The organism is Ruminococcus sp. 1001136sp1_2201st1_G3_2201SCRN_220225 (assembly GCF_040924365.1).
Lineage (GTDB): Bacteria > Bacillota > Clostridia > Lachnospirales > Lachnospiraceae > Blautia_A > Blautia_A faecis.
In genome coordinates, this window is the sequence record NZ_JBCOME010000019.1 from 18,232 (window position 1) to 42,533 (window position 24,302).

Annotated in this window: 19 protein-coding genes; 17 read left to right on the forward strand and 2 right to left on the reverse strand. The window is 43.3% G+C overall.

Going from position 1 to position 24,302, the window contains the following annotated elements; translation table 11 throughout:
• The first annotated feature begins 278 nt into the window (after nucleotides 1-278).
• Both AB5642_RS08085 and AB5642_RS08090 read left to right on the forward strand, forming a co-directional pair.
• Nucleotides 279-2,621: an ABC transporter substrate-binding protein gene (locus AB5642_RS08085; RefSeq protein WP_173718309.1), complete on the forward strand. Its 2,343-nt coding sequence runs from the start codon at nucleotides 279-281 to the stop codon at nucleotides 2,619-2,621.
• Nucleotides 2,622-2,633: 12 nt separating this feature from the next.
• Nucleotides 2,634-3,935 carry a cell wall metabolism sensor histidine kinase WalK gene (locus AB5642_RS08090; protein ID WP_173718310.1) on the forward strand — a complete coding sequence of 434 codons (1,302 nt, stop codon included), beginning with the start codon at nucleotides 2,634-2,636 and terminating at the stop codon, nucleotides 3,933-3,935.
• Nucleotides 3,936-3,949: 14 nt separating this feature from the next.
• Here AB5642_RS08090 and AB5642_RS08095 read toward each other — a convergent pair whose 3' ends face one another.
• Entirely contained in the window at nucleotides 3,950-4,627 is a 678-nt protein-coding gene (locus AB5642_RS08095; protein WP_118579423.1) for a response regulator transcription factor, read from the reverse strand.
• A gap of 25 nt (nucleotides 4,628-4,652) precedes the next feature.
• A complete protein-coding gene (locus AB5642_RS08100) occupies nucleotides 4,653-4,769 on the reverse strand; it encodes a DUF6783 domain-containing protein (protein ID WP_368357298.1) in 117 nt (38 codons plus the stop codon).
• Between the two features lie 77 nt (nucleotides 4,770-4,846).
• On the opposite strand from AB5642_RS08100, the gene AB5642_RS08105 reads away from it, so the two are divergent.
• The 15 genes from AB5642_RS08105 (at nucleotide 4,847) to AB5642_RS08175 (ending at nucleotide 24,290) form a co-directional block, all read left to right on the forward strand.
• Nucleotides 4,847-5,692: a carbohydrate ABC transporter permease gene (locus tag AB5642_RS08105; RefSeq protein ID WP_173718311.1), complete on the forward strand. Its 846-nt coding sequence runs from the start codon at nucleotides 4,847-4,849 to the stop codon at nucleotides 5,690-5,692.
• Between the two features lie 3 nt (nucleotides 5,693-5,695).
• A complete protein-coding gene (locus tag AB5642_RS08110; protein WP_226837636.1) occupies nucleotides 5,696-6,535 on the forward strand; it encodes a carbohydrate ABC transporter permease in 840 nt (279 codons plus the stop codon).
• Between the two features lie 132 nt (nucleotides 6,536-6,667).
• The gene (locus AB5642_RS08115) at nucleotides 6,668-8,074 is read left to right on the forward strand and encodes an HlyD family secretion protein (RefSeq protein ID WP_173718312.1); all 1,407 of its coding nucleotides are present in this window, start codon (nucleotides 6,668-6,670) and stop codon (nucleotides 8,072-8,074) included.
• A 49-nt stretch (nucleotides 8,075-8,123) separates the two neighbouring features.
• Nucleotides 8,124-9,107 carry an ABC transporter permease gene (locus tag AB5642_RS08120; protein ID WP_173718313.1) on the forward strand — a complete coding sequence of 328 codons (984 nt, stop codon included), beginning with the start codon at nucleotides 8,124-8,126 and terminating at the stop codon, nucleotides 9,105-9,107.
• 306 nt (nucleotides 9,108-9,413) lie between these two features.
• Nucleotides 9,414-10,283 carry a DegV family protein gene (locus AB5642_RS08125; protein ID WP_173718314.1) on the forward strand — a complete coding sequence of 290 codons (870 nt, stop codon included), beginning with the start codon at nucleotides 9,414-9,416 and terminating at the stop codon, nucleotides 10,281-10,283.
• 172 nt (nucleotides 10,284-10,455) lie between these two features.
• Nucleotides 10,456-12,222 carry an arginine--tRNA ligase gene (gene argS / locus AB5642_RS08130; RefSeq protein WP_118579438.1) on the forward strand — a complete coding sequence of 589 codons (1,767 nt, stop codon included), beginning with the start codon at nucleotides 10,456-10,458 and terminating at the stop codon, nucleotides 12,220-12,222.
• Nucleotides 12,223-12,446: 224 nt separating this feature from the next.
• Nucleotides 12,447-14,327, forward strand: coding sequence for an ABC transporter ATP-binding protein (locus AB5642_RS08135; RefSeq protein ID WP_173718315.1), 1,881 nt, complete (start codon nucleotides 12,447-12,449; stop codon nucleotides 14,325-14,327).
• The gene (locus AB5642_RS08140) at nucleotides 14,308-16,173 is read left to right on the forward strand and encodes an ABC transporter ATP-binding protein (RefSeq protein ID WP_330382705.1); all 1,866 of its coding nucleotides are present in this window, start codon (nucleotides 14,308-14,310) and stop codon (nucleotides 16,171-16,173) included. The genes AB5642_RS08135 and AB5642_RS08140 overlap by 20 nt, the downstream gene beginning before the upstream one ends.
• 271 nt (nucleotides 16,174-16,444) lie before the next feature.
• On the forward strand, nucleotides 16,445-17,755 hold the full coding sequence (locus tag AB5642_RS08145; RefSeq protein WP_173718316.1) for a serine/threonine-protein kinase: 1,311 nt from the start codon (nucleotides 16,445-16,447) through the stop codon (nucleotides 17,753-17,755).
• Nucleotides 17,752-19,017, forward strand: a complete 1,266-nt coding sequence (locus tag AB5642_RS08150; RefSeq protein ID WP_368371534.1) for a hypothetical protein — start codon at nucleotides 17,752-17,754, stop codon at nucleotides 19,015-19,017. Before AB5642_RS08145 ends, AB5642_RS08150 begins: the two co-directional genes overlap by 4 nt.
• Before the next feature lie 166 nt (nucleotides 19,018-19,183).
• Nucleotides 19,184-19,831 (forward strand): HAD-IA family hydrolase, encoded by a 648-nt coding sequence (locus AB5642_RS08155; protein ID WP_118579450.1) that lies wholly within the window; start codon nucleotides 19,184-19,186, stop codon nucleotides 19,829-19,831.
• 20 nt (nucleotides 19,832-19,851) lie between these two features.
• Nucleotides 19,852-20,667, forward strand: coding sequence for a CPBP family intramembrane glutamic endopeptidase (locus AB5642_RS08160; protein ID WP_173718318.1), 816 nt, complete (start codon nucleotides 19,852-19,854; stop codon nucleotides 20,665-20,667).
• A gap of 203 nt (nucleotides 20,668-20,870) precedes the next feature.
• Nucleotides 20,871-21,242 carry a GntR family transcriptional regulator gene (locus AB5642_RS08165; RefSeq protein WP_148461901.1) on the forward strand — a complete coding sequence of 124 codons (372 nt, stop codon included), beginning with the start codon at nucleotides 20,871-20,873 and terminating at the stop codon, nucleotides 21,240-21,242.
• Nucleotides 21,239-22,138: an ABC transporter ATP-binding protein gene (locus AB5642_RS08170; protein ID WP_368371535.1), complete on the forward strand. Its 900-nt coding sequence runs from the start codon at nucleotides 21,239-21,241 to the stop codon at nucleotides 22,136-22,138. The genes AB5642_RS08165 and AB5642_RS08170 overlap by 4 nt, the downstream gene beginning before the upstream one ends.
• Nucleotides 22,116-24,290 (forward strand): DUF6449 domain-containing protein, encoded by a 2,175-nt coding sequence (locus AB5642_RS08175; RefSeq protein WP_368371536.1) that lies wholly within the window; start codon nucleotides 22,116-22,118, stop codon nucleotides 24,288-24,290. The genes AB5642_RS08170 and AB5642_RS08175 overlap by 23 nt, the downstream gene beginning before the upstream one ends.
• The last annotated feature ends 12 nt before the right edge of the window (nucleotides 24,291-24,302 follow it).

Below are 24,302 nucleotides of genomic sequence, written 5' to 3' on the forward strand. Positions count from 1 at the left end.
TATAAAAACGAACGGCTGAAAGCATAAATTAGATGATTTGTGTTAACGACCGTTCTTTTTATGAGTCAATTCATGTGTCCAAGTATGTTTTTTTGTTATTTGGGTAAAGTGGAGTGTGCAGATTGTGGAAATGCTTTTAGGACAGGCTATAGACAATGTTATGTTTCGTCGGTTATAATTTTGCAAAATATAAGGGGAAACATGATATACTTGTTTAGAGATTACATAGAGATTCCTTTGGTAGGATTATTGCATACCACTGGAAGGAGAATTTTAATATGCAAAAATATAAAAAATGGAAACAAGTTCTGTCTGTTTCTACAGCAGTATGTCTATGCATTGTGGGAGCAGGAAGCCTGATGGGCTGCGGCAGTACTGACAGAGGGAAGGACAAGGCAGATTCTGTGGAATCCAAAGCAATGGGACGGTATCTGGAGAATGAACTGGCCGTGCCGGAAGGCTGTATGGAGATTGTGGATTTGCAGGTTATGAAAGAGGGAAGCCTGAAAATGCTTGCAAGAAACAGTGATTACGAATTGATGCTCTACCAGTCCTCTGACAAGGGCAAGACCTGGGCGGATGGGAAGGCGGTTGCCGATCTTTTCGGGGTGGAAGGGGAATCCATTTATAAAGCAGCGCTTGGGAGAGACGGAAGTATTCTGATCGGCGTGTATATAGAATCTGAAGATGAGAACAGCATGGGAAGTATGGAATATTATTATTGTCCGACTGACGGTAAAGGAAAGAAGGTTGAAATTGGAGAAGCTTTGGATGAAACCATGGCCTGGAGTATAGATATCGGGGAAAATGGCAATCTGTTTTTGCAGATTTCAGGAAATGGAATCAGGGAAATCAATCCTGTTGACGGGGCAGTGGTTCATGAGTATGAGAAGGGAAAAACCACAGATTATATGTGTGTGACTTCTGAGTATCTGATCGTGATTACAGATGGAGATGTGCATTATTATGATGTGGCTTCAGGTAAGCCTGCCGATGGAGGTGATGCACTGACTGCCCAGCTGAAAAAGACTCCTGCAAATCTGGAATTTGGAAATTCCTCCGGTACTGCTTTGCTGTTTTTGGATGGCGATGAGAAAAACACCGTATTCTATGTGGATCAGACTGGTTTATACCGCTATGCATTTGGCGGCAATGTAATTGAGCAGGTAATTGATGGAAGCCTGAATTCCATAAGCTCTTCAAATAAGGCATTTAACTGTATGGCAATGGATTCGGAAGGAGTGTTTTACATTGGGGAAATTGATTACAATTCCGGTTTAAATTGCGGAAGGCTGGTTTCTTATAAGTATTCTGCAGATACTCCAACTGTACCGGATACAGAGCTCACCATATATTCCCTGGAAGAGAATTCCGGTATTCGACAGGCAGTTGTTATGTTTCAGAAGAAATATCCGGATATTTATCTCACACTGGAAACCGGAATGTCCGGAAACGATGGTGTAACACGCACGGATGCGTTAAAAACACTGAATACGGAGATTATGGCAGGAAAAGGACCGGATATTCTGATTCTGGACGGAATTTCTTCCGAAACCTATGCAGAACAGGGAATGCTGGAGGATTTAAGTGGAATTCTGAAAGAGGCAGGATTACTGGACAACATAGAAAGTGCTTATACAAAAGAGGATGGAAGTATCTATGAGATGCCAGTGAAATTTGGAATTCCCATGATAGAGGGAAACAAGGAGGATGTGCAGGAAGTGACAGACCTGGCTTCTCTTGCTGATGTGCTCACGAAGCACAAGGATGAATATGGACTGACCTCGGAAAGCATCTATAAGCTGCCCTTACTTTATTCCATGTATCCACAGGCACTTCTGGAAAAACTGGCAGACAACAGTTCCGCAGCATGGATGAAAAAGGATGGAACTCTGGATGAAGAAAAGATAAAGGTATTTCTGGAACAGTCCGAAAGGATTTATCAGGCTGGAAAGGATGCTATGGATGAATTAAAGGCTGCGTATCCACAGGCTTTTGATGACAGTGGACAGCCAGTATATGAAAGAGCAGGCAGTATTTCTGGAGAAACTGCTGTGCTGCTTTCCCATAACTGTATATTTGCGTTGGGTGATATTTTTTCGCCTTTGGATTTTGCATTTGTAAATTCTATGGAAGAGATAGATACTTCCTTGTCCTATGCACTTTGGAATGGGCAGATGGCAAATTGTTTCATTCCGGTCAGCCGAATCGGAATCAGTTCCAGAGCTTCCCAGAAAGCTGCTGCTGAGAAATTCGTGGAATATTTATTTTCTGAGGAAGGACAGATGCTTTCCAGAGAAGATGGTTTCCCTGTAGTGGAAGCTGTTTACAATGGAGAGGACTACTGGAATCAGGGAGAGGCTGGAAACGTGTTAGTTACTGGCGGCAGCAGTAACAGCGAGAACGGTCAGGAATTAGTATACAGTATAAAAGTTCCGTCCGCTGATAAGGTGAATGAATTAAAACAGCTTGGAAAAATGCTTACAACTCCGGTTTTGGATAATACAATCATTACCAGTGCTGTCTGTGAAAACGGAGTGCGTTACCTGAATGGGGAAATCAGCCTTGATGAGGCGGTAAATGCAGTCATGCAGCAGGTGAACCTGTATCTGGCAGAATAGAAGGAGTAAGAGATGTTTAAAAAGCTTCACAGGCAAATGACCATATTTGCATCACTGATCACAAGCGGAATACTGATCTTGATGGCAGTTTCCTGTCTTGTGATCTCCGAGAGGGGGCTTACCCATAATACTTACGAGAGATTTTTAAATAATGGAAATTCCTGTGTGGCTTATCTGGAAAATCAGACTGTGCTTTCTCACAAGTGGATACTGGAAGCAAAGCAGGAATACAAAGTGGAATTTCGCATTCGGAATAACGGAAAAAAGCTGTATTTTGATAAGCTGGATACAGAAAGCCAAAATCAGGATAAAAAGGAAGAGGATCTGAGCTCTGTAGAAAATATGCTGACAGAGGCTGCCAGAATTTCCCGGGAAGAGCAGGGGCTTGATGTGGACTATATGGGAAGCCTCTCTCTTTCCAAAACGGTTTATTTTGAAACTTCAGATTTTTATGCCTGTACAGCCTTGATTCCTAAGGGAAGCGGCGTGTTAAGCCTGGTGTTGGTATATCCTCTTGATGGGTTGAAAACACAGATCTTTCATCAAAGAGTCTGGTTTGGAGGTATGGTGCTGCTTGCAGTTCTGGCTTTGGTTACATTTTCCTGGTTTTTTACAGGAAAAATGCTTCGCCCTCTGGAAGAGAATCAAAGGAAACAAACCCAGTTTATTGCTTCGGCATCCCATGAACTGAGATCTCCGCTGGCTGTGATATTGTCAAGTGTACAGGCAATGGAATCTGACTGGGAAAATGCCGGCAGATTTTTGAAAACCATAAAAAGTGAGGGAGACAGGATGTCCCGGCTTATCGGGGATATGCTTTCTCTTGCAAATGCTGACAATAAATCCTGGAGTATTATGAAGACAGATTGTGAGCTTGATACCTTGCTTCTGGATACATATGAGAAATACCAGCCTATTCTGCATGGGAAAAAGATTTCCCTGAAAGTAGTTCTGCCAGAGGAGCCTCTTTCTATCTGTAAGTGTGACAGTGCCAGAATCAGTCAGGTACTGGAAATCCTTTTGGATAACGGGGCAAGCTATGTGTCGGTCGGTGGCAGGATGGAAATGGGAGTAAAAGAAAATGAAAAATATTTTCAGCTTTATGTACAGGATAATGGTCCGGGAATTTCGGATGAGAATAAGGAGGCTGTATTCCGAAGATTTTACAGGGCTGATCCGGCCAGAAAGGAGAAACAGCATTTTGGACTTGGACTTTGCATTGCCAGGGAAATTGTGACGTTACATAAAGGGAGTATCCGTATTCTGGATACTCCGGGTGGCGGAAGTACATTTGTGATAAGATTACCGAAATAAAATGAGATTTCTGTTTACTGGCAGACCTCCAACTGATAACCTATCCCGCGTATGGTTTTGAGAACCAGTGTGCTTTCCACAGATTTCAGGCGGCGACGGAGAAAATGTATGTAGTTGTCAAGATTTCCTTCTTCTACGTCGGATTCCATGCCCCATACGCGGGAGAGAAGAAGGTTTCTGGGAAGAACCTGACCGGGATTTCGGAGAAATACTTCCAGAAGAGCACTTTCGCGGCCGGAAAGAGTGCATTCTTTTGCACCCTTGGTAAGGCGCCCGCATTCAGGATCAAAAGCAATATCTCCCAGCTTCAGAAGATTTAAGTCACCCCATTTTCCGGGACGGCGCATAATGCTGTGGATTCTTGCAAGAAGCTCTTCAAAGGCGAAGGGCTTTACCATGTAATCATCTGCTCCGCAGTTCAATCCGTTGACTTTGTCCTGTAATTCGCCAAGTGCCGTAAGGAAAATAACAGGGGTTGAGATGTTGGACTGTCTGGCTTCTTTCAAAACCTGGGTTCCATCCATGGAAGGAAGCATGCGGTCCAGAAGTACCAGATCATACATATTTTCCTGCATATAGTAAAGACCTTCCGCACCATCCAGACATATATCTACCGTGAAATTTTCTTTTTCAAGTGCAAGCTTTGTAAGCTGCGCCAGATCTTTGTCATCTTCTATTATTAAGATTCTCATAAGAAACTCCTCTTCTTATAATCTGTTATCCATTATATACGCAAATCTCTAAAATTTCTCTAATTAATTTTAAAGCCTGTTTGAAAACCGGACAAAATCTCCCACAAATTGTGGCGCACATCTTGCAGAAAGCCTTTTTCAAACACGCTTTAGAGAAAGAATAGAGATTTCTTTGCTATTTTTATAATGCTGAATGAAAGATAGAAAAGAGGAAATTTTTTGAAAAGAAAACATGCCCTGAAAGGGATTTTATTTATTCTCCCTAGCTTTGCAGGAGTCTGTGTATTCTGGCTGCTTCCTTATGTGGATGTGATCCGCAGATCTTTTTTGGGAGCTGTAAATGGAGTGTTTACTGGATTTATGAATTATCAGATGATATTTTCCAATCAGGCATTTCTTCTTGCCGGGAAAAATACCTTGCGGTTTTTCGGAATCTGTATTCCGTTACTGGTGGTTTTGTCACTGGCAGCTGCTGTCCTGCTAAATGGACTTGGGAAAAATCAGAAGCAGCTGATGAAAACCGCATTTCTGCTTCCAATGGCCATTCCAGTTGCTTCTGTGGCAATTTTATGGAAAGTACTCTTTAATGGACAGGGGCTTTTGAACCATTTTCTGGAAATGTTGTCGTTGAAAAGTATAGACTGGTTGAATACAAAGGCTACCTTCTGGGTGCTGGTGATCAGTTATATTTGGCGAAATTTAGGGTATGACATTGTACTGTGGCTGGCAGGCCTTTCCACAATTCCGGAATCTCTTTATGAGGCAGCAAAGGTGGATGGAGCAGGTGCCTGGAAATGCTTTACCAGGATTACCTGTCCCAATCTTTTACCCTCTCTTTTTACCATTGTAGTTCTGTCGCTGCTGAACGGCTTTAAAGTATTCCGGGAGGCTTATCTGGTCGCAGGAGATTATCCACAGGAGAACATGTATCTTCTGCAGCATCTGTTCAATAACTGGTACAGAGACCTGGCCATGGATAAGATGGCGGCTGCGGCAGTTGTTACTGGAATTGCGATCATGGTTCTGGTACTTTTACTGCAAAAAGCATGGGAAAGAGAGGATTAAGATGTGAAAAAGATAACTTGTTTTTTTCTTGTACTTTTAGCTTTGGTCTTTATATTTCCTGTTTTATTTCTGGTAGTTGGTTCTCTTATGGGAAAAAATGAGCTTACAGATCTGCTGTTTCCAGTGCTGCAGGAGGGGGCGAAAGGATATGCTTCCTGGAAGCTGTTTCCGGAATATCCGACTCTGAAACATTATGTGGAAGTACTGCTGGATTCACCGGAATTTTTCGTAATGTTCTGGAACTCGGTGAAGATTACGGCTGGTGCCCTCGCTGGCGGGCTTCTGGTTGGAATGCCTGCTGCATGGGGATTTGCCAAATTTGATTTTCCAGGGAAAAATATATTGTTTACTTTGTATATTGCACTGATGATGATGCCGTTTCAGGTTATGCTTCTTGGCAATTATCTGGTGTTGGATAAAATTGGGCTTCTTGACTCGCTTTTGGGGATTATTTTCCCGGCGTTTTTTTCTACATTCCCCATATTTATTATGTACCGCTTTTTCAAAGGGATTCCTCTGGCGTTTCTGGAAGCGGCAAGACTTGACGGTGCAGGTGAGCTTAAACTGTTTTTTATAGTTGCCATCCCCTTGGGCTCACCTGGCGTCATTTCTGCCATTGTTCTGGGCTTTCTGGAATACTGGAATCTGATCGAACAGCCGATGGCATTTTTGAAAACAAAAGAATTGTGGCCGTTGTCTTTGTACCTGCCTAATATTGAGTTGGAGCAGGCAGGGTTTGCATTTGCGGCCTCTGTGGTGGCGCTGGCCCCGGCAGTTCTGGTATTTTTGTCCGGACAGGACTACCTGGAGCAGGGAATTGTCTCTACGGCGGTAAAGGAATAAAAAGAGAAACAACTGGAAAGTGACGATAAAAAACGACAGTTTGATAAAATATATTGTCAATGGAATTTAAAAGAAATAGTTAGAATGTAGAGTGTTTTACAAATATGTTCAGGAACAGAATGGGAGTTTGACATGAAGAAAAAATTAATTCAGGCAACTTGCCTGTTTTTTGTAATGATGCTGATTTTTACCATATTGTCAAGAGTTTCGGATTCTGTAAATGTGATACAGATCCAGACTAAGAACCCGGCAAATCAGATGATCACTCATGAGGTGAAAGGTTCTGGAAAAGTGGAGGGCAGTCAGGAAGTGGCGGTGTTTGTACTGGAAAATCTGCAGGTGGAGCAGGTGATGGTACATGCAGGGCAGACTGTGAAAAAAGGGGATATTTTATTGAAGCTATTCCAGAACAGCATTCAGGCGGCTTTGAAGAATCTGGACGATAAAATAAAAACTCTGGAAGGGCAGGCAAAGGATCTGGAAAGCCAGAAAAAGGTGAACAGCCAGAAGCGTGCAGCGGAACAGGCATGGGCTGGAAATTCTTATGATCTGGCTGTGCAAAGCGGAAATGTTTCCGTGGATAATGCAAGGGCGGAAGTTCAGATAGCCCAACAGCGGCTTGACGAATTTTACAGGGAAAAGGAAGCAAAGACTTCCGGGGATGATTTAAGTGGCTTCACAGATGGAGAGGAAGGGTTTAATGATGGTGAGATCACTGTAACACAGGAGGATGATTCCGCCACAGAAACTGCCCTTCAGGATGATCTGCGAGCCAGACAGGAAGCATTAAATGAAGTGATCGCGGGAAGAAACCAGACTCTGGCAAGTGCCGGAAAAGCGGTGTCCGATGCCAGTACGCCGGAGGCTTCAGACAGTACTTTGGAGAACGTACAAAGAGAATTGGAAAATGCCAGAGCAGATATGGAAAAGGTTACAGTGCTTCAAAGTACAGAGGGAGTGATTTCGTCTCCTTCTGACGGTGTGATCAAAAGTCTGTCCGTGCAAACCGGAGACCTTACAGGACAGACTGCAGCAGTAGTTTTATATTCAGCCGATGGTGCTCTTCGAATGACTGGTACCATCTCAAAAGAAGATATAAAATATGTGTCTGCCGGTGCAGACGTGAAAATCACAGACAATAACAATAATGATATTTCTGGTGCAACAGTGGAAAATATAACAGAAAATAAGGAGGATAATGATATTCGCGACCTGTCCATCATAATACCGGCGGACAGTCTGTCCATCGGTCAGAGCGGAGATTTTTCCATATCAAAAGATGCTGGGCCTTATTCCTGCTGCGTTCCGCTTTCAGCGCTGTACCAGGAGAATGGGAAGGTCTATGTGTATGTTACAGACACAGAAAATACAGTGCTTGGAACGGTAATGGTTGCAAGAAAAGTGGAAGTTACTGTGCAGGATAAAAACCAGACAACTGCTGCATTGGGTGAGGGAAGCCTTTCTACGGATCAGGCTGTGATCGTCCAGGCAGACAGGGAACTGAAGGATGGAAGCAGGGTGAGGATTTCTGAAAATTAGCATGGAAAGTAAAAAGAAGAATTATTTTTTAAAATATATGAGAATAATTATGACAGCATTGCTGGCCTCCTTTTTATTTTATTCTGGAATGAAAGATTATGTGAAGGTGGGAAAAACAGACACAGCGGTGGTTGAACTGTATGGAGATTATCCTGCAGTAAACCTGGCGAAGCAGATCTGGGAAAATTATCAAAGTAGTGATGAGATTACAGATTTTTGTTTTGTGTGGAATGGAGGCGTTCAGGTGGTTACGAATCCAGAGGATTTCAGACAGACAAATGCCCGGGTGACAGGCATTGTGGGAATGGCTGCTTTGTATGACCGACAGGCTGCTTTATTAGAAGAGAATGATGAAACCGGATGCGTGATCGATAAAGATACAGCCCTGGAGCTTTTCGGCAGTGAAAATTGTGCGGGAAGTCAGTTGACTGTGGGAGAGCAGATTTACGAAGTGCGGGGTGTGGTATCCTGGAATCAGCATACGATGCTTATCCGTCCGTCACAAAAAAATCAGGTTTGTACTCAGGTTCTGATCAGAGGGAAAAAAGGTCAGAATCTGGAGGGTGCTGCATCTGATTTTCTCGTGGGAAACGGACTATCCGGAATATTAGTGGATGACAGCTGGCTGGAAGTGATTTTGCCCTGGTTTCCAGTGGCTTTTCTTGTAATGCTTATAATAACTGTTTCCAGGTGGCTGTATGAGATGGAGCACGAAATCTGGGAAAATGGAATTCAAAGAAATAGAGAAAAGAAAATTGATTTTAGAAAATGCAGTTGCTTTGTTATTAGAATTTTACTGTGGGGAATCGGCCTTTTTTTTTGCGTAAGGCTTTTATCCCATATTCCCCAGAGCTGGCTGCCGGACAAATGGTCAGATTTTTCTTTCTGGCCTGCGAAGATCCGGAAAACAATGGAAGCTTTCCGCTGGTACATCATGTTCCCGAAAACTATGGCGCAGGCGGAGCGGCTGATGAGCGGAATTGGCTGTATTATAAAATGTGGGGCAGCAGCACTGCTTATAGGGGCGGTGTAGGCTGTCTTTTTTTCTTTTTTGCCAAAAGAATTTTATAGATGAAGAAATATTTTGGTACATTTTTTTCGAGACTTTTCTTTAAAGTGTTTGCCAGACTGGAGCGCAGGTATTATAATAGACTTTAAGACCCTGAATAGGGAAAGAAGATTTACAGTCGCTGTTTACTGGGAAAAAAAGAACCAGCTGCCAGAAGAAAAGGCAGGACGGCGGCAAGTTTGTTACTGTTCATTGGTAAGGTTCGCGAAGCCTGTTGCTGTGAACGAAGTGAACAGGAACATGAGTTTTTATGAGATAAGGAGAGATTGAATGAGTAAGATTGCCATTGTAACGGACAGTAACAGCGGCATTACACAGGAGGAAGGACGCAGACTTGGAGTGTCTGTTATTCCTATGCCTTTTTTTATTAATGAGAAAATGTACCTGGAGGGAATTACCCTGAGCCAGGATGAATTTTATCAGTGGCTGAAGTCGGATGCTTCTATTTCCACTTCCCAGCCAAGCCCGGGAGAGACTATGGGATTATGGGACAACCTTCTGAAAGAGTATGATGAGATTGTACAGATCCCCATGTCAAGTGGTCTCAGCGCTACCTGTGCTACTGCAATGGGACTTGCCCAGGAGTATGAGGGCAGAGTGTACGTGGTAGATAATCAGAGAATTTCCGTAACCCAGCGTCAATCTGTGGTGGACGCGATTGCCCTTCGGGATGCAGGTAAAAGCGGAGCTGAAATTAAGAAGATCCTGGAAGAAGAGAAATTTAATTCCAGTATTTATATTACCTTGGAAACCCTGAAATATCTGAAAAAGGGCGGCAGGATCACACCTGCTGCAGCTGCAATCGGTACCGTTTTGAATCTGAAGCCGGTGCTGCAGCTCCAGGGTGAGAAGCTGGATGCTTTTGCCAAGGTAAGAGGCAAGAAGCAGGCCAGACGTACTATGCTGAAGGCTATGAAGGCAGATTTTGAGGGACGCTTTGCACCGTTTGTCCAGAATGGAGAAATGTGTCTTCAGGCTGCTTACACAGGTAATCCGGAAGAGGCAGAAGAGTGGAAGCAGGAGATGCAGGAAACCTTTCCTGGTATGGAAATCCATATGGATCCGCTGTCACTTAGTGTGGCATGCCATATTGGATATGGTTCTCTTGCAATCGCATGTTCTAAGAAAGTGACTGCATAGAAGCTAAGAAATGGCTATAGTTTATAAACATTAGTTTTGGATGTCACATATAGATAGTAATTGAAAAGAATTGATTTTTTTAGAAAAGATTCCGAAATAGAATATATATTTTCGGAACGAATTCAGAAGAAAACAGAAGTATTCTCTCTGAGAAGAAAATTTAGGAGGATTTATGAAAAAACTTACAGACTACATGGCAGAAGAGCTTTCTGCAGCATTTGAAAAAGCAGGATACGATTCATCCTACGGTAAAGTAGGCGTTTCCAACCGTCCTGATCTTTGCGAATACCAGTGCAATGGTGCCATGGCGGGAGCTAAGGCTTATAAGAAAGCACCATTTATGATCGCAGATGACGTAGTGGGCAATCTGGCAGATTCCAAAGTATTTTCCATGAAAGAAATGGTAAAGCCCGGATTTATCAACCTGAAAGTCAGCGAAGAGTTTCTTGCAGATTATCTGAAAGAGATGGAGAAGGATGAGAAGCTTGGTGCAGACACAGCCAAAGAGCCGAAGACCATCGTAATCGATTACGGCGGACCGAATGTTGCCAAACCTCTTCATGTAGGTCATCTCCGTTCTGCAATTATTGGTGAAAGTATTAAGAGAATCGGTCGTTTCGTAGGCCATAAGGTGATCGGTGATGTTCATCTTGGTGACTGGGGACTTCAGATGGGACTGATCATTACAGAGCTGAAGCACAGACAGCCGGAGCTTGTATATTTTGATGACAGCTATACAGGTGAATATCCTGCAGAGGCACCTTTTACTATCAGTGAGCTTGAGGAGATTTATCCATGTGCAAGCGGCAAATCCAAGGAGGATGAGGCATACCGTCAGGAAGCACTGGAGGCAACTCATCTTCTTCAGCAGGGTAAGCCGGGGTACATGGCTCTCTGGAACCACATTATGAGTGTTTCTGTTACAGACCTTAAGAGAAACTATGCGAATTTGAACGTATCCTTTGATCTGTGGAAAAAAGAGTCTGATGCGCAGCCTTACATTCCGGACATGGTAGAGATGATGAAGGAAAAAGGCTTTGCATATGAGGATCAGGGAGCGCTTGTTGTAGACGTTAAAGAGGAGACCGATACCAAGGAAATCCCGCCATGTATGCTTCTGAAATCAGATGGAGCATCTCTTTATACTACTACAGACCTTGCCACAATTGTAGAGCGTATGAAGCTGTTCCAGCCAGATGAGATCCTTTACGTTGTTGACAAACGTCAGGAGCTTCATTTTATCCAGGTCTTCCGCTGCGCAAGAAAGACCGGTCTTGTGAAAGAAGATACAAGGCTTTCCTTCCTTGGCTTCGGTACTATGAATGGAAAAGATGGCAAACCGTTTAAAACAAGAGAGGGCGGTGTTATGCGCCTTGAGAACCTGATTGCCGATATTGATGAGGAAATGTTCACAAAGATCGTAGAGAACAGAAGTGTCCGTGATAAAGATGCAAGAGATACTGCTAAGATTGTAGGTCTGGCAGCAATTAAATATGGCGATCTTTCCAATCAGGCTACCAAGGATTATATTTTTGATGTAGACCGCTTCACCTCTTTCGAGGGAAATACAGGTCCGTACATCCTTTATACAATCGTTCGTATCAAATCCATCCTGAACCGTTATGTGGAAGCAGGCGGAAATCTTGAAGCAGGTGAGATCCTTCCGGCATCTAACGGCAGCGAGAAGAACCTGATGCTTCAGCTCAGTGGATTTGGAAGTATGATCGAGAGTGCATTTGAGGAAAAAGCTCCGCATAAAATCTGTGCATATATTTATGAGGTTTCCAATGCATTCAACAGCTTTTATCATGAGACCAAGATCCTCAGTGAAGAGAATCAGGCGCAGAAGGAATCCTATATCCGTCTTCTGCAGCTGACCAAGAGAGTGCTTGAGACAAGTATTGATCTTCTTGGATTCGAGGCACCGGATAAGATGTAATAAAATAATAAGCAGATTATGAGGGCATGGTCTGTGGTATGGAGCTGCGGCACTTTCTGGAAAAGCTGGAAGTGAGCGGCTCCTTTTTTCTTTACGCAAGCGACGTGACCAGGTTCATGCCTGCATGAGACGCTGACGGCTGCTGCGATAAGAGGTAAAGCTTACATAGTGTGTTTTGTCTCATTTTTGTATCGTTATGCTTTAAGGCAGAAAGGAAATGTCAGATGAAAGCGAAACATCATACAAATTTTCTGCCGGACAGGGTGTTTTCCTATTTTCAGAAAGAATGGAAAGTGCTTCTGGCAGTGACTATATCCGGTTTGATCTATAATATCGGCCTTCTGGCAGGTCCCTGGTTTGAGGGGAAAATGACCGGCTGCCTGGTGGATATCCTGAAAGGGGCTGACCAGTTTTCAGATATGCTGGTTCTGGTGCTGGGCTATGTGACCGCCATTGCAATTGTCCAGACTGCCAGATATATCAAGAGGTTTTATGTGCGGCGTTTTGCCAACAATGTAAATCGCAGAATGAAAGAAATCCTGTATGCCAGTCTGGTGCGGAAAAGTCGTGCAAGCCTTCGGGAAGAGGGGGAGGGAAGCATTATGACCAAGGCAATACTGGATGTGGATGACTGCGTAGAGGGAATGCGCAAATTCACTACGGAGATTTTTGATACAGGAGTTGCCCTGGCTGCTTATGCAGGAATGCTTTTGTGGTATGATTTCAGGCTTGCCTTGCTTTGCATGATTTTCCCGCCGGTTTCTTATATGACGGCGGAAAAAATGAAAAAAATGATCCAGATAACCGGAACTGCATACAAAGAGCAGTCTGGACATTTAAGTACAGCGACTCTGGATCGGGCGGAAAATGCTGTTACATACCGTGTTTTTGGATGTGAAGAGGATCGCCGCAAGGCATATGAAGAAAATCTTACCGCTTATGAAAAGTCAGCAGTAAAAGCGAATATCTGGAATTCCATCATGCCGCCTTTGTACCGGATCATTTCCATGACCGGGGTACTGTTTATCCTGTATTTTGGACAGAAAAATGTTCTGGGAACAGGCTGGAGCACATGGACGATTGCATCTTTTACTACTTTCCTGGCATGTTTTGTGAAGCTGTCCGTGAAGTCATCCAGTGCAGCGAAGCTGTTTAATGCAGTGCACAAGGCGCAGATTTCCTGGAAGCGTATTAAGCCGCTTTTGACAAAGCAGGAAGAAATTCCAAAGAGTGAGAAAAATGTGTCTGGAATTCTGGAAAATGGGAAAGTGGAAAAGATCGAAAATGTGTCTGCTAAACATGCAGAAGAAACATTGTCGCAGAAGGAACTATCTCAGCTAGAGATAGCCCAGTCAGAAATTCGTTACAGGAACGTAAAACAATTGCAGGTCCGTCATCTGAATTTTGCTTATCCGGATGGGAAACAGATTCTGAAGGATATTTCCTTCAAGGCTGAAAAAGGGCAGATAATCGGAATTACCGGACCAGTGGCCTGCGGAAAGTCTACTTTGGGAAAAGTATTTTTGTGCGAGTATCCATATGAAGGTCAGATTCTTGTGGATGGCAAAGAGCTTCAGAATATGCCCCAATCCTGGCAGACGAATATCATAGGCTATCTTGGTCATGATCCGGAGCTGTTTAACGACAGCGTGGAAAACAATGTGCTTATGGGTGAACAGAAAAAGACAGAGGATTTCCTGAAAATGGTTTGCATGGCAGAAGAAGTAAATGAGATGGATGATGGTTTACAGACTCTGGTAGGAAATGGTGGCGTACGTCTTTCGGGCGGACAGGGAAAACGTCTGGCTCTTGCAAGAACTCTTTGCCACAAAAAGCCAGTTCTGGTTCTGGATGATCCTTTTTCGGCTTTGGATAAGAGCACCGAGAGACAGATTTTTGCCAATTTGAAAGCACAGGCGAAAGAGAATATTGTGCTGCTGATTTCCCACCGTCTGTATCTGTTTCCGCAGATGAATCAGATCATCTGGATGGAAGATGGAAAAACAGTGGTGGGTACGCATGAAGAATTACTTGTGAAGGTACCGGAGTATAAGAAATTATTTACTGAGGAAGGAGGTGCAGAGAGTGAAGACAGACAGAAATAAGAACAACGTGAAATCAGAAGAAAATATGATTTTGGAAAAGAGCAGAAGGTCAGATGCAAATGTTTTTCCGGTAGAAAACAAGGGAAAAGGGAAAATTGCAAAAGCGAAAAAAAGACAGGTAAAAGGTGTGATCTGGAAAACAGTTCTGCAGCAGAAATGGCTGTCTATGGGTATTGTCTTTGCTGTAGCAGGCGCAGTGGTAACGGCTCTTATCCCGCCGCTGATCCTGGCAAAAATCGTAGATACAGTCACAGCGGGAAAAGCCGTGACATTCTGGGTGATTTTCCTTTATTTTGCAATGCTTGCACTTACCGGATTCATGGAATCTGCCAGGGAAGGTCTGCTTACCGTATTTGGGCAGAAAATCACACATGCACTTAGAAGCAGCCTTATGGAAAAATTCATATGCCTTACTTCTGACAAACTGACAGGGCTGGAACCTGGAACTCTGGCTTCACGCTTTGTTGGTGATGTAGATACTGTGGAAAATCTTTTTACCTCAGGGATCATCAGTATGTTTGCTGACGCCTGCAAGATTATCAGTATTCTGGTGGTGATCTGGTTTGAAAATAAGGGTCTCGCTGTGGTGCTTCTTGTAATACTGCCATTTCTTTTCTGGTTTACCAGACATGTGCAGAAAAACATGCTGGCAGCCCAGATCGAAAACCGTAAGGCTGTGGGAAGAGCCTCTGGACATGTGCCGGAAACCCTTCATAATATCCGTACCATCCATTGCCTTGGCAGGGAAAAATATATGGAAGAGCGTTACGACACTTACATCGGTGAAAGTTACCAGGCAATGGAGAGAACCAATTTTTATGATGCAGTATATTCACCGGTGATCTTGATTTTAAATGCAGTCGTGGTTGCAGCTGTGATGCTGCTTTCAGCATCTGGAAATAAGATGGTGCTCACGTTTTTTGGAATGTCTGCGGGAACTGCAGTGGCTGTGATCAACTATATTTCACAGATTTTTTCGCCGGTGGAAAGTCTTGGAATGGAGATTCAGACCATCCAGTCCGCGGTAGCTGGAATCCATAGGATTAATGAATTCTTTGGGCTGGAGGAGAAAGAAAATGGCGCACAGGAGAATGGAGATACCGAGAAAACCTGGAATAATCCGGCAACAAAAATAGAAGAAAACAGAAATGAAAAGATTAGCCGAAAGGAAGCGATGGCTGATATGGAAGAAAGGCACAGACTGGGAGCGTCTGGCAGTAATAGTTTTCCGTTTGTAGAATTCCGGAATGTAACCTTCGGCTATGATGAGCATGTGGTGCTGGAACATCTGAATTTCAAGGTGATGGATACCGATCAGGTGACTCTACTCGGACGAACTGGTGCAGGAAAGAGTACGATATTGAAGCTGCTTCTTGGACTTTATGAGCCGGATCAGGGGCAGGTACTGCTCCACGGCATTCCGGCAACGGCTGTGAGGGCTGGAGAACGACGGAAACTCTTTGGATACGTAGAGCAGACTTTTCACATGGTGCCGGGAACCGTACGCGACCAGATTACATTATATGATGACCGGATCTCTGAGCGTCAGGTAAAGGCTGTTGCAGAGCTTACAGGTTTAAAAGAGGCAATTGAGAGTCTGGAAAATGGTTACGATACTTATTGCACCCCGGAGATTTTTTCCCAGGGACAGTGGCAGCTGCTATCCATTGCCAGGGCAGCAGTGGCAGAGCCCAAACTGCTTCTTCTGGATGAGATCACTGCAAACCTGGATGCGGAGACAGAGAAGGCTGTTCTGGCCGCATTGAAACGTGTGGCAAAGGATCGTACCGTTATTTCCATTTCACACAGAACGTCCGCAGAACTGGGAAGGACGATTCAGATTTAATCTGAGATTGTGAAAAGCACTTATAAAATTTTTATAAAGTGCTTTTCACAGTGGATTTTAAATGTTATAATTCTAATTACATTCTTACATGTCTGATCTGGAGTTTTTTATCATGCTTCAGAATAGCGGGCATTTCATAATCACTAATTTTTATTCTGTTTATATTTATCATTTGCCGGAAGTCATCGGCAGCATTCACTTAATTTACGCGGACAAGGAGTTGAAGCCTTTTTTGTCTCGTTTTTGTTGTTGGTAAAGGGTTGCGTTTTATGTGAAAATCGAGGTGATTATCATCAATCTTACAGGTATGATCTTGAAAATGCGTTACTGTATCCTGGAGCAGGTGGGCGCAGGCGGGGAGGGGCATTTGTACCTTGCCAGGGATATGGAGCTTGGAAATTACTGGGCAGTAAAAGAACTTCCCCTTGAGAAAAAGCGTGAAGCCAGACTGCTGCGGCTTCTGGAACATCCATCCATTCCACGGATGGTAGATTATGTGGAAAATGGGGATCATTGTTATCTGATCATGGAATATATTCGTGGAAAGTCCCTTGGACAGATGTTAAAGGAGGGACATGTTTTTGCAGTGGATGAGCTTCTTTCCCACGGAGACACTGTGCTTGCAGTTCTGGAATATCTTCATGGGCAAAAGCCGCCGGTATATTATGGGGACTTGAAACCGGATAATCTTATGCTTTCAGATTCGGGCAAATTGTATCTGGTGGATTTTGGGAGCGCGGTGTTTGGATTTGGAGAAAATCAGCGGATCTGTATGGGAACAGAAGGCTTTGCAGCTCCAGAACAATATGAGGGAAAAGTAAACAGCTCCAGTGATCTTTATGCTTTGGGAAAAACATTACAGGCGCTGGCAGGAAAAAACTGGTTATCTGTTTTGTGGAAAGTTCCTGGGTTTGCTTTGTTTCTCTATAAATGTACCCGGCCTCAGGGGAAAAGACGATTTGAAAATGCGGCACAGGCAAGAAAAATGCTTTCTGGTATAGGAAAAAGAAAAGGGCTTGCCAGAAAAAATGCAGCGGTGGTGATTGGAACTACGGGGATTTTGCTGGCTGCAGGTGTATTTCTTGCAGGATCAGAGCAGCAGGCAGCTTTCGAAAGTGCATTGGCAGAAGTAACGAAAGGATATTACGAGATAGAGGAAAATGAGTCTTCTTCGTTGTCAAAGAAATTTGCAGCAGAAGCGGATAAAAAAAGTACAGACAAAGAAGCAGATAAATTTCTTCTTAAAAAATGCGAGCATGCAGAAAGTGCTTTGCAAAAACTGCAAAAAGAATATACGAAAGATGAAGAGCAGAGAAAATTGCTTTTATTATTGGCGGTAAATGCGGAACTTCAGAAAGAGTGGGAACGGGCCGCCGTGTATTATGAGCAGCTGCTTTTGTATGCGCCGGAATTTGCAGAAGGGTATGGGAAATATGGACTGTTCCTTTTGCGAAGAGGTCAGAAGAATTCCAGCAGGAGACTTTATGTTTTATACAGAAGCAGTAAGGCAGATGGGACGGATTGTAAGAGCGTTGAAATCTGGGAAAAACAGATGGAAAGTGAAACAGGTGAGGGAAAATGAAAAGATGGAGAAGCATAAGGAGAAAAATTGCGAAAAATTCAAATCGAAAAGGTATATATTCGCACAGCATCTGGAATAACTTTCGGAAACCTGGAATTTATCTGATGGTGACAGTGATTTTACTTATTACCAAAGTTGGTATACTTTACACTTATGGTGGGGAATTTGGAGGATTTGATATCGATATTGGTGCTGATGAAGGTATATTTGATAATTGGGAGGAGGCTGAAGGAAACCAGGAAACTACGGAGCCAGAGCAGAAAGAAAATGGGAGCAGTAATGGTAATGCGAGTAATAACAACAGCAATAATGACAGCGCGAATGGCGGTATTAGCAGTAATGACATAGAAAATGACGGTAATAATAACAGTCATAATAGCGGCAGCAGTAACGATAACAACAGCGGGAATAATAACAGTAACAACAATAATAGCAACGCAGGAGCTGGCTTGTCGAAAACAGAGAACGGTGACAACACAGGTGATAAGGAGGGCTGGGAAAAACCTCAAGCTGCGGGTTCTGAGAGAAGACCAAAAGAAAATAGGAAAGAAATAAAGAAAGAAAACAGTGTCACGGCAGCCTCACCGGCAAACAAAAACGCAGAGAATAAGAAAACGAATATAAATGCAGACAACAGTGCCAATGGAACTGAGTCTAAAAGCAATACTACAAAAAACACTTCTCGTGTAAAGAAGGATAGCTCAAAAAGCAAAGAAGAAAAGTCAGAAGATACCGCAGCAGATGAAAATATAAGTGAAAGCAGGATTACTGCCAGAGAAACAAAGAATACTGATCGGAAAAAAGAGAATAGGGTCAAAGCAAAAATTACGGAAAGTTCCAAAAAAGAAAATACCAGTGAGTACTTGAAGCTCACGGGGGCCGGCACGGTTTTTACAGCAGTCGGAATGACAAAGACATCTCATGGACTTGGATTCTATAACAGAAATGATGAAAATAGAGAAAAAAATGAAAACATAAATAAAAACAATAACATAAATGACAATGAAAATGGCACAATACGTTTTGTACACGAAGAAACAGTCCCTGTAAATGAATATCCTGAAATACAAGTTATAAGAACTACCGGTGAGCAGGATGTTACAATTCTGTCTTTGAACCTAAATGGTGATGAGATTTTCTGGCACCAGAAGGGGGATACCCTTATATTTGACCAGCCGATTACAGCGAAGGAAAATACTGTGAAAGTGATTGCTGTAATAGATGGGAGAAGAATTGTGCATATGCCTATATGGGAGTTTTGAAAGTGTGCATCAATTGTTACTGGTCATGGAGTGAATGGTAACCATTAACTAAGATTTTGCCATCTGGACGTTATAAAGAAATGATGTTATAATTAACACTCATATAGCGAAAGACCTGAAAAATCAACGACAAAAATTACATGACGATACAGGAGGCAAAACACAGATGTACAAAGCTATTTTATTTGATTTGGACGGAACTCTCACCGATTCCGGGGAGGGAATCACCAAATCCGTACAATATGCTCTGGAGAAGGTAGGAAAACCAGAACCAGATCTTCAGAAGCTGCGCATTTTTGTGGGACCGCCCCTTTTGGAGCAGTTTCAGGAATATGCGGGAATTGACGAAGAAACAGCAAGAAAGGCAGTTGAGATTTACAGAGAACGATACGCACCAGTGGGGATTTATGAGAATGAACTGTATCCTGGCATTCCGGAAATGTTATCTGGACTGAAACAAAGAGGATACAAGCTTGCCATTGCGTCTTCCAAACCAGAGAATTTCGTGAAGATCGTTGCGGAATATTTCCATATTGATTCTTATTTTGACGAGATGGTTGGAAGTGAGCCTGAGGGTAGACGAACCAATAAGACAGAGGTGATCGAGGAAACTCTGAAGCGGCTGGGACTTTCGGAACACCGTGACCAGGTGATCATGGTGGGGGATAAAGAGCATGATGTATTTGGGGCAAGACGCGCCGGACTGGAATGCATTGCAGTTTCTTATGGTTACGGAACCGAGGAAGAACTGAAAAATGCCCATCCCTTTAAAATTGTGAATTCGGCAGAGGAAATACTGGATTTTTTCGCCTGAGCCCCAGAAGAAAACAGAAAATGCCGGTTTTGGCATGGAAGTGTCTGTATCCGGTGGGAATCCATTTTGTGCTTTCCCAGCTTGTCTCCTATCTGGGACTGTATTTTCTGGTGCAGCGGACTGGCGCAGATATGAGTGCATATTACCAGCATGTGCTTATGCTGACTGGTCTGACAGGGATTTTGGCTGCAGTTCCCTGCATATTGTTGTATCGGGGCGATTTTTCAAGAAGAAAAGAAACCGGGATATTATATCCTGCAGCTGATCGTCACCTTCCTGTTCCTGAAATTCTAGGGTTTCTTATAATTGGCGCATTTCTTGGTCAATATGGAAACATTCTGGTAGGGCTTTTTCAGCAATATTTGAATCCGGAAGCTTATCAGGAAACTCAGTCCCTGATTTCCGAGGGGAAAAGTATCTGGAGTCTGATTTTCTGGATGGGGATTGCAGCACCTTTTGCAGAAGAGGTTATTTTCCGCTGGCTGGTATTTCTTCGTATGAGAGATAATATGCGCGTGATCACAGCTGCACTGTTTTCAGGACTGACATTTGGAATTTACCATATGAATCTGCTCCAGGGAGTGTATGCAACTATTATGGGATTGCTTTTCGCATTGCTCCTGGAATGGAGAGGAAATCTGTTTGCCAGTGTGTTTCTTCATATGGGGGCAAATATCTGGAGCCTGCTGGTCAGTGATGTGATGCTGTACATGCTGGATCATACAGGAGCCACATCCGTAATTGCACTGAATCTGTTTCTTGTTTTTGCAGGAACTTATGGTATCTGGAGATGCTATAAGAATTATCAGAAACGAGGATGTACGAGGCTGATATAAAGCATAATCAGAAATATATTAAGAAAAATAGAAGACCTTCTTACAAAATCCTGGAAAAACAGGGGAGATTGTGAGAAGGTTTTTTGTTGGCGCATTCCACTTTATAAACATTTAAGAATTTCCCGTCTTGAATTTAAAGTACACATATGCTATCTTAAGGGTATTAAATGTATTAATACACTTAGAAAGGAGGAAGCATGTCTATGATCGTTTTGGATTATCAGGACAGAAGGCCACTGTACGAGCAGGTGGAGGAGAAATTTCGGAATCTGATCCTGATGGGAGTACTGGAGCCAGGCTCCAGAATGCCCTCTGTGCGGCAGCTGGCCATGGAATTATCGATCAACCCCAACACCATCCAGCGTGCTTACATGCAGCTGGAACAGGAGGGACTGATCTACCCGGTTAAAGGAACAGGAAACTTTATCGCAGACAGTGAAGAAGTGCGTAAACTTAGCAAAGCTTCCTATATAAAAGAACTGAAAACCCTGATCCGGAAGGGAAAGGCTATGGGAATGGAAGCGGAAGAGCTGATCTACATTATTAGGGAGTGTTACAAGGAGGAGAAGCCATGATAGAAGTCAAAGAATGCAGTAAGGCGTTTGGCACTGTCAAAGCGGTCAATAAAGCAACTCTGGATGTTGGAGTGCGGGAAGTGTTTGGTCTTGTGGGCAGTAACGGCACCGGGAAAAGCACCCTGCTTCGGATGATGGCTGGAATTATAAGGCCAGATGAAGGGGAAATCCAGATTGACGGTATGCCAGTGTATGAAAATGAAGAAGCAAAGAAACTGTTTTTCTATATCTCAGATGACAGTTATTTTCCGGCAAATTATACAGCAATGGATCTGGTGCGCTTTTACCGGAACTTCTATCCTCAGTTTCGAACCAGGTTTTTCCATGAACTGATGGAACAATTTCATCTGGAAGAAAATCGCAGAATTGCAACTTTTTCCAAAGGTATGAAAAAACAGGTTCTGGTAATCATCGGTGTGTGCGCGGCAACGAAATATTTGTTTTGCGATGAGACCTTTGATGGCCTTGATCCGGTAATGCGTCAGGCTGTAAAGAGCCTGTTTGCAGCGGAGATCATGAACCGGGAATTTACGCCTGTGATCGCGTCTCACAATCTGCGCGAACTGGAAGATATCTGTGACCATGTCGGGCTTTTGCATAAAGGGGGGATTCTTCTTTCCAAAGATCTGGAAGACATGAAATTTCACATTCACAAGATCCAGTGTGTGCTTAGTGGAAGACAGCAGGAAAAAGAACTGGAAAAGGAACTTCAGGTTTTGAAGGTGCAGCATCAGGGTTCTCTTCTTATGATAACAGCCCGGGGAACCAGAAGTGAGATCATAGAGAAGATCCAGGCCAAAAATCCTCTCTTTATGGAGGTGCTTCCTCTGACCCTGGAGGAAATTTTTATCAGTGAAACGGAGGTGGCAGGCTATGAAATCAAAAATTTATTCTAGCAGATATATGAAGGTGTCATCAAAAGGCATGATGTGGATTCCGGCTTTTGTGACCATCGGATTTCTTCTGGCATTTCCGGTGGCAGAGCTGATCATGCTGGGAAACTGGTTTGGAATGGGATACACCACCAGTGAGATCAATGCACTTTATGCAAATCTGTGGCGGGATGGATTTATGCTCACCGGACTTGCAGTTGCGGCAACTGCAGCATTGTTTAACGGAATCAGCCAGTTCTGGTATCTTTATTCACCGCGGAAAATTGATTTCTATCACAGTCTTCCGGTGAAACGAAGCAGAATGTTCTGGCATAAGACTTTGCAGTCCCTTTTGTATTATTTGCTTCCATATCTGGCAATGGAATTTTTCTCCGTCTGCATCGGGGCAATGAGGGGATTTTTCAGCCTTCATCTTATGAAACTGGCATTTTTGATGATGGTATTTCATTTGCTTTTATATCTGCTTTTGTATTTTTCGGTTGTGTTTGTAATCTGCATTACCGGCCATCTGCTTATGGGAGCTCTTCTGCTTATTGCAGTGGCTGCTTATGGACCGGTGCTTTCTGTTACTCTGCAGTTTTACGAAAAAGTCTTTTATTATACCAGCAGTGTAGGTGTCTATGGCTTTATAAAAGGCTTGAGAGAAATGGCGTCACCAGTCATCCTTGCCTACACCTTTGTGGGAAAATATGCAGAAGGAAATTATGGTGGCATTCTGGGAATTGTGCTTCTGGTGACAATCGCTTTTGGCGTTCTTGGATATTATGCATTTGTAAACAGAAAATCCGAAAGAACCGGTATGGCCTTTGTTTTTCCATGGGTTGGCACAATCATAAGATTTATGATTGTGGTTCCCGGAGGACTTGGAATCGGACTTATTTTCTATATGCTTCCAAGTGACAATTCCAGAATTGTATGGTGGATTTTCGGATTGATTTTTGGAACCCTTCTTTCAGGTGGAATCATGGGAATTATTTATTACAGGGATTTCCGAAAATTTTTCTCCAATAAAATACAGTTTGTGGTAAGCGGGGCCTGTGTAGCATTTGTGGCCTGTATGTTCTTATTTGACCTGACTGGATACGACAACTATATCCCTTCTTATGATAAAATCGAAAATATTGCAGCTGAATTTATGGATGGCGGTGGATGGGAGAATACTTATAGCGTTGAAATAAATGAAGATGGCAAGATTTCCACACAGGATTCCGGATATTATAGGAATGGAGATCTTCTGGGCAATAATCTGGGCATTAGTCCTGATATTTATGCATGTGTGGAGCAGATTGTGAAGGAAAACAAGGTTATATGCCGATCCCTTTCAGAAGATAGTGACAACAGAGCGCTGTGGAACGGCGATATATGGGATTCTTCTAACGATACATCAAGACTTCAGATGCGTTATGACCTGAAATCCGGAAAAACTGTTTATCGCTCTTATATGGTCAGCACAGAGAATCAGAAGAACTTGTATAAAGAGGGATATGCGGAGGGAACCTTAAAGTCTGAGCGCTATTCCATTTTAAAGCTGGATGATAAATATGTGGATGAGGTGCGCTGTGATTTTATTACAGGAGAATCTATTTCCCTTTTCCAGGACAATAAGGCAAAGAGACAGCTGTTGGTGGATGCATTTCGTCAGGATGTAGAGGAGGCGGATCCGGAAGTGCTGACCGGAGAGCCATGTGCAAGCCTGAACATTGAGTATTCCGGAGTACCATCTGCAGAATCTGTTGATGCCATGGTGCCTGGCAGAACCGGAGACTATTATTTTTCCGCATGCTTTTATGTATTCCCGCAGTTCAAAAGGACAGTTGAAATTTTGAAGGAAACAGGGTATCCTGTCTCTATGGAGGATGTGAAGCTGAGCGCTGTGGAAGTGGAATATTATATGAATGAGGAGCACAATGAATATTCTTCTCCTGTGGTTTACGATCAGCCGGAACAGCTGGAAGAACTGAAAAAGGTTCTGAGATGTTACCAGATGGTGCCATTCTGGGAAAAAAGGGAAGCTGATAAATGGGTCAGACTGAAGGTTGTGATTGACGGAGTGGAATCAGAGGCAGCGTGGTCCATAATGGCGAAGGATGTTCCGGAATTTATGAAAGAGGATTCACAGCGGGCATTATCCTTTGAGGTTTTTGAAAAGGAATAAAGAAGGAGAGCT

Excerpts from the sequence above, each read along its gene's own strand:
- AB5642_RS08150 (WP_368371534.1), top strand. The coding sequence starts at position 17,752 with ATGAAAAGATGGAGAAGCATAAGGAGAAAAATTGCGAAAAATTCAAAT.
- AB5642_RS08165 (WP_148461901.1), top strand. The coding sequence starts at position 20,871 with ATGATCGTTTTGGATTATCAGGACAGAAGGCCACTGTACGAGCAGGTG.
- AB5642_RS08120 (WP_173718313.1), top strand. The coding sequence starts at position 8,124 with ATGACAGCATTGCTGGCCTCCTTTTTATTTTATTCTGGAATGAAAGAT.
- AB5642_RS08125 (WP_173718314.1), top strand. The coding sequence starts at position 9,414 with ATGAGTAAGATTGCCATTGTAACGGACAGTAACAGCGGCATTACACAG.
- AB5642_RS08155 (WP_118579450.1), top strand. The coding sequence starts at position 19,184 with ATGTACAAAGCTATTTTATTTGATTTGGACGGAACTCTCACCGATTCC.
- AB5642_RS08115 (WP_173718312.1), top strand. The coding sequence starts at position 6,668 with ATGAAGAAAAAATTAATTCAGGCAACTTGCCTGTTTTTTGTAATGATG.
- AB5642_RS08175 (WP_368371536.1), top strand. The coding sequence starts at position 22,116 with ATGAAATCAAAAATTTATTCTAGCAGATATATGAAGGTGTCATCAAAA.
- AB5642_RS08085 (WP_173718309.1), top strand. The coding sequence starts at position 279 with ATGCAAAAATATAAAAAATGGAAACAAGTTCTGTCTGTTTCTACAGCA.
- AB5642_RS08135 (WP_173718315.1), top strand. The coding sequence starts at position 12,447 with ATGAAAGCGAAACATCATACAAATTTTCTGCCGGACAGGGTGTTTTCC.
- AB5642_RS08160 (WP_173718318.1), top strand. The coding sequence starts at position 19,852 with ATGCCGGTTTTGGCATGGAAGTGTCTGTATCCGGTGGGAATCCATTTT.
- AB5642_RS08090 (WP_173718310.1), top strand. The coding sequence starts at position 2,634 with ATGTTTAAAAAGCTTCACAGGCAAATGACCATATTTGCATCACTGATC.
- AB5642_RS08170 (WP_368371535.1), top strand. The coding sequence starts at position 21,239 with ATGATAGAAGTCAAAGAATGCAGTAAGGCGTTTGGCACTGTCAAAGCG.
- AB5642_RS08095 (WP_118579423.1), bottom strand. The coding sequence starts at position 4,627 with ATGAGAATCTTAATAATAGAAGATGACAAAGATCTGGCGCAGCTTACA.
- argS (WP_118579438.1), top strand. The coding sequence starts at position 10,456 with ATGAAAAAACTTACAGACTACATGGCAGAAGAGCTTTCTGCAGCATTT.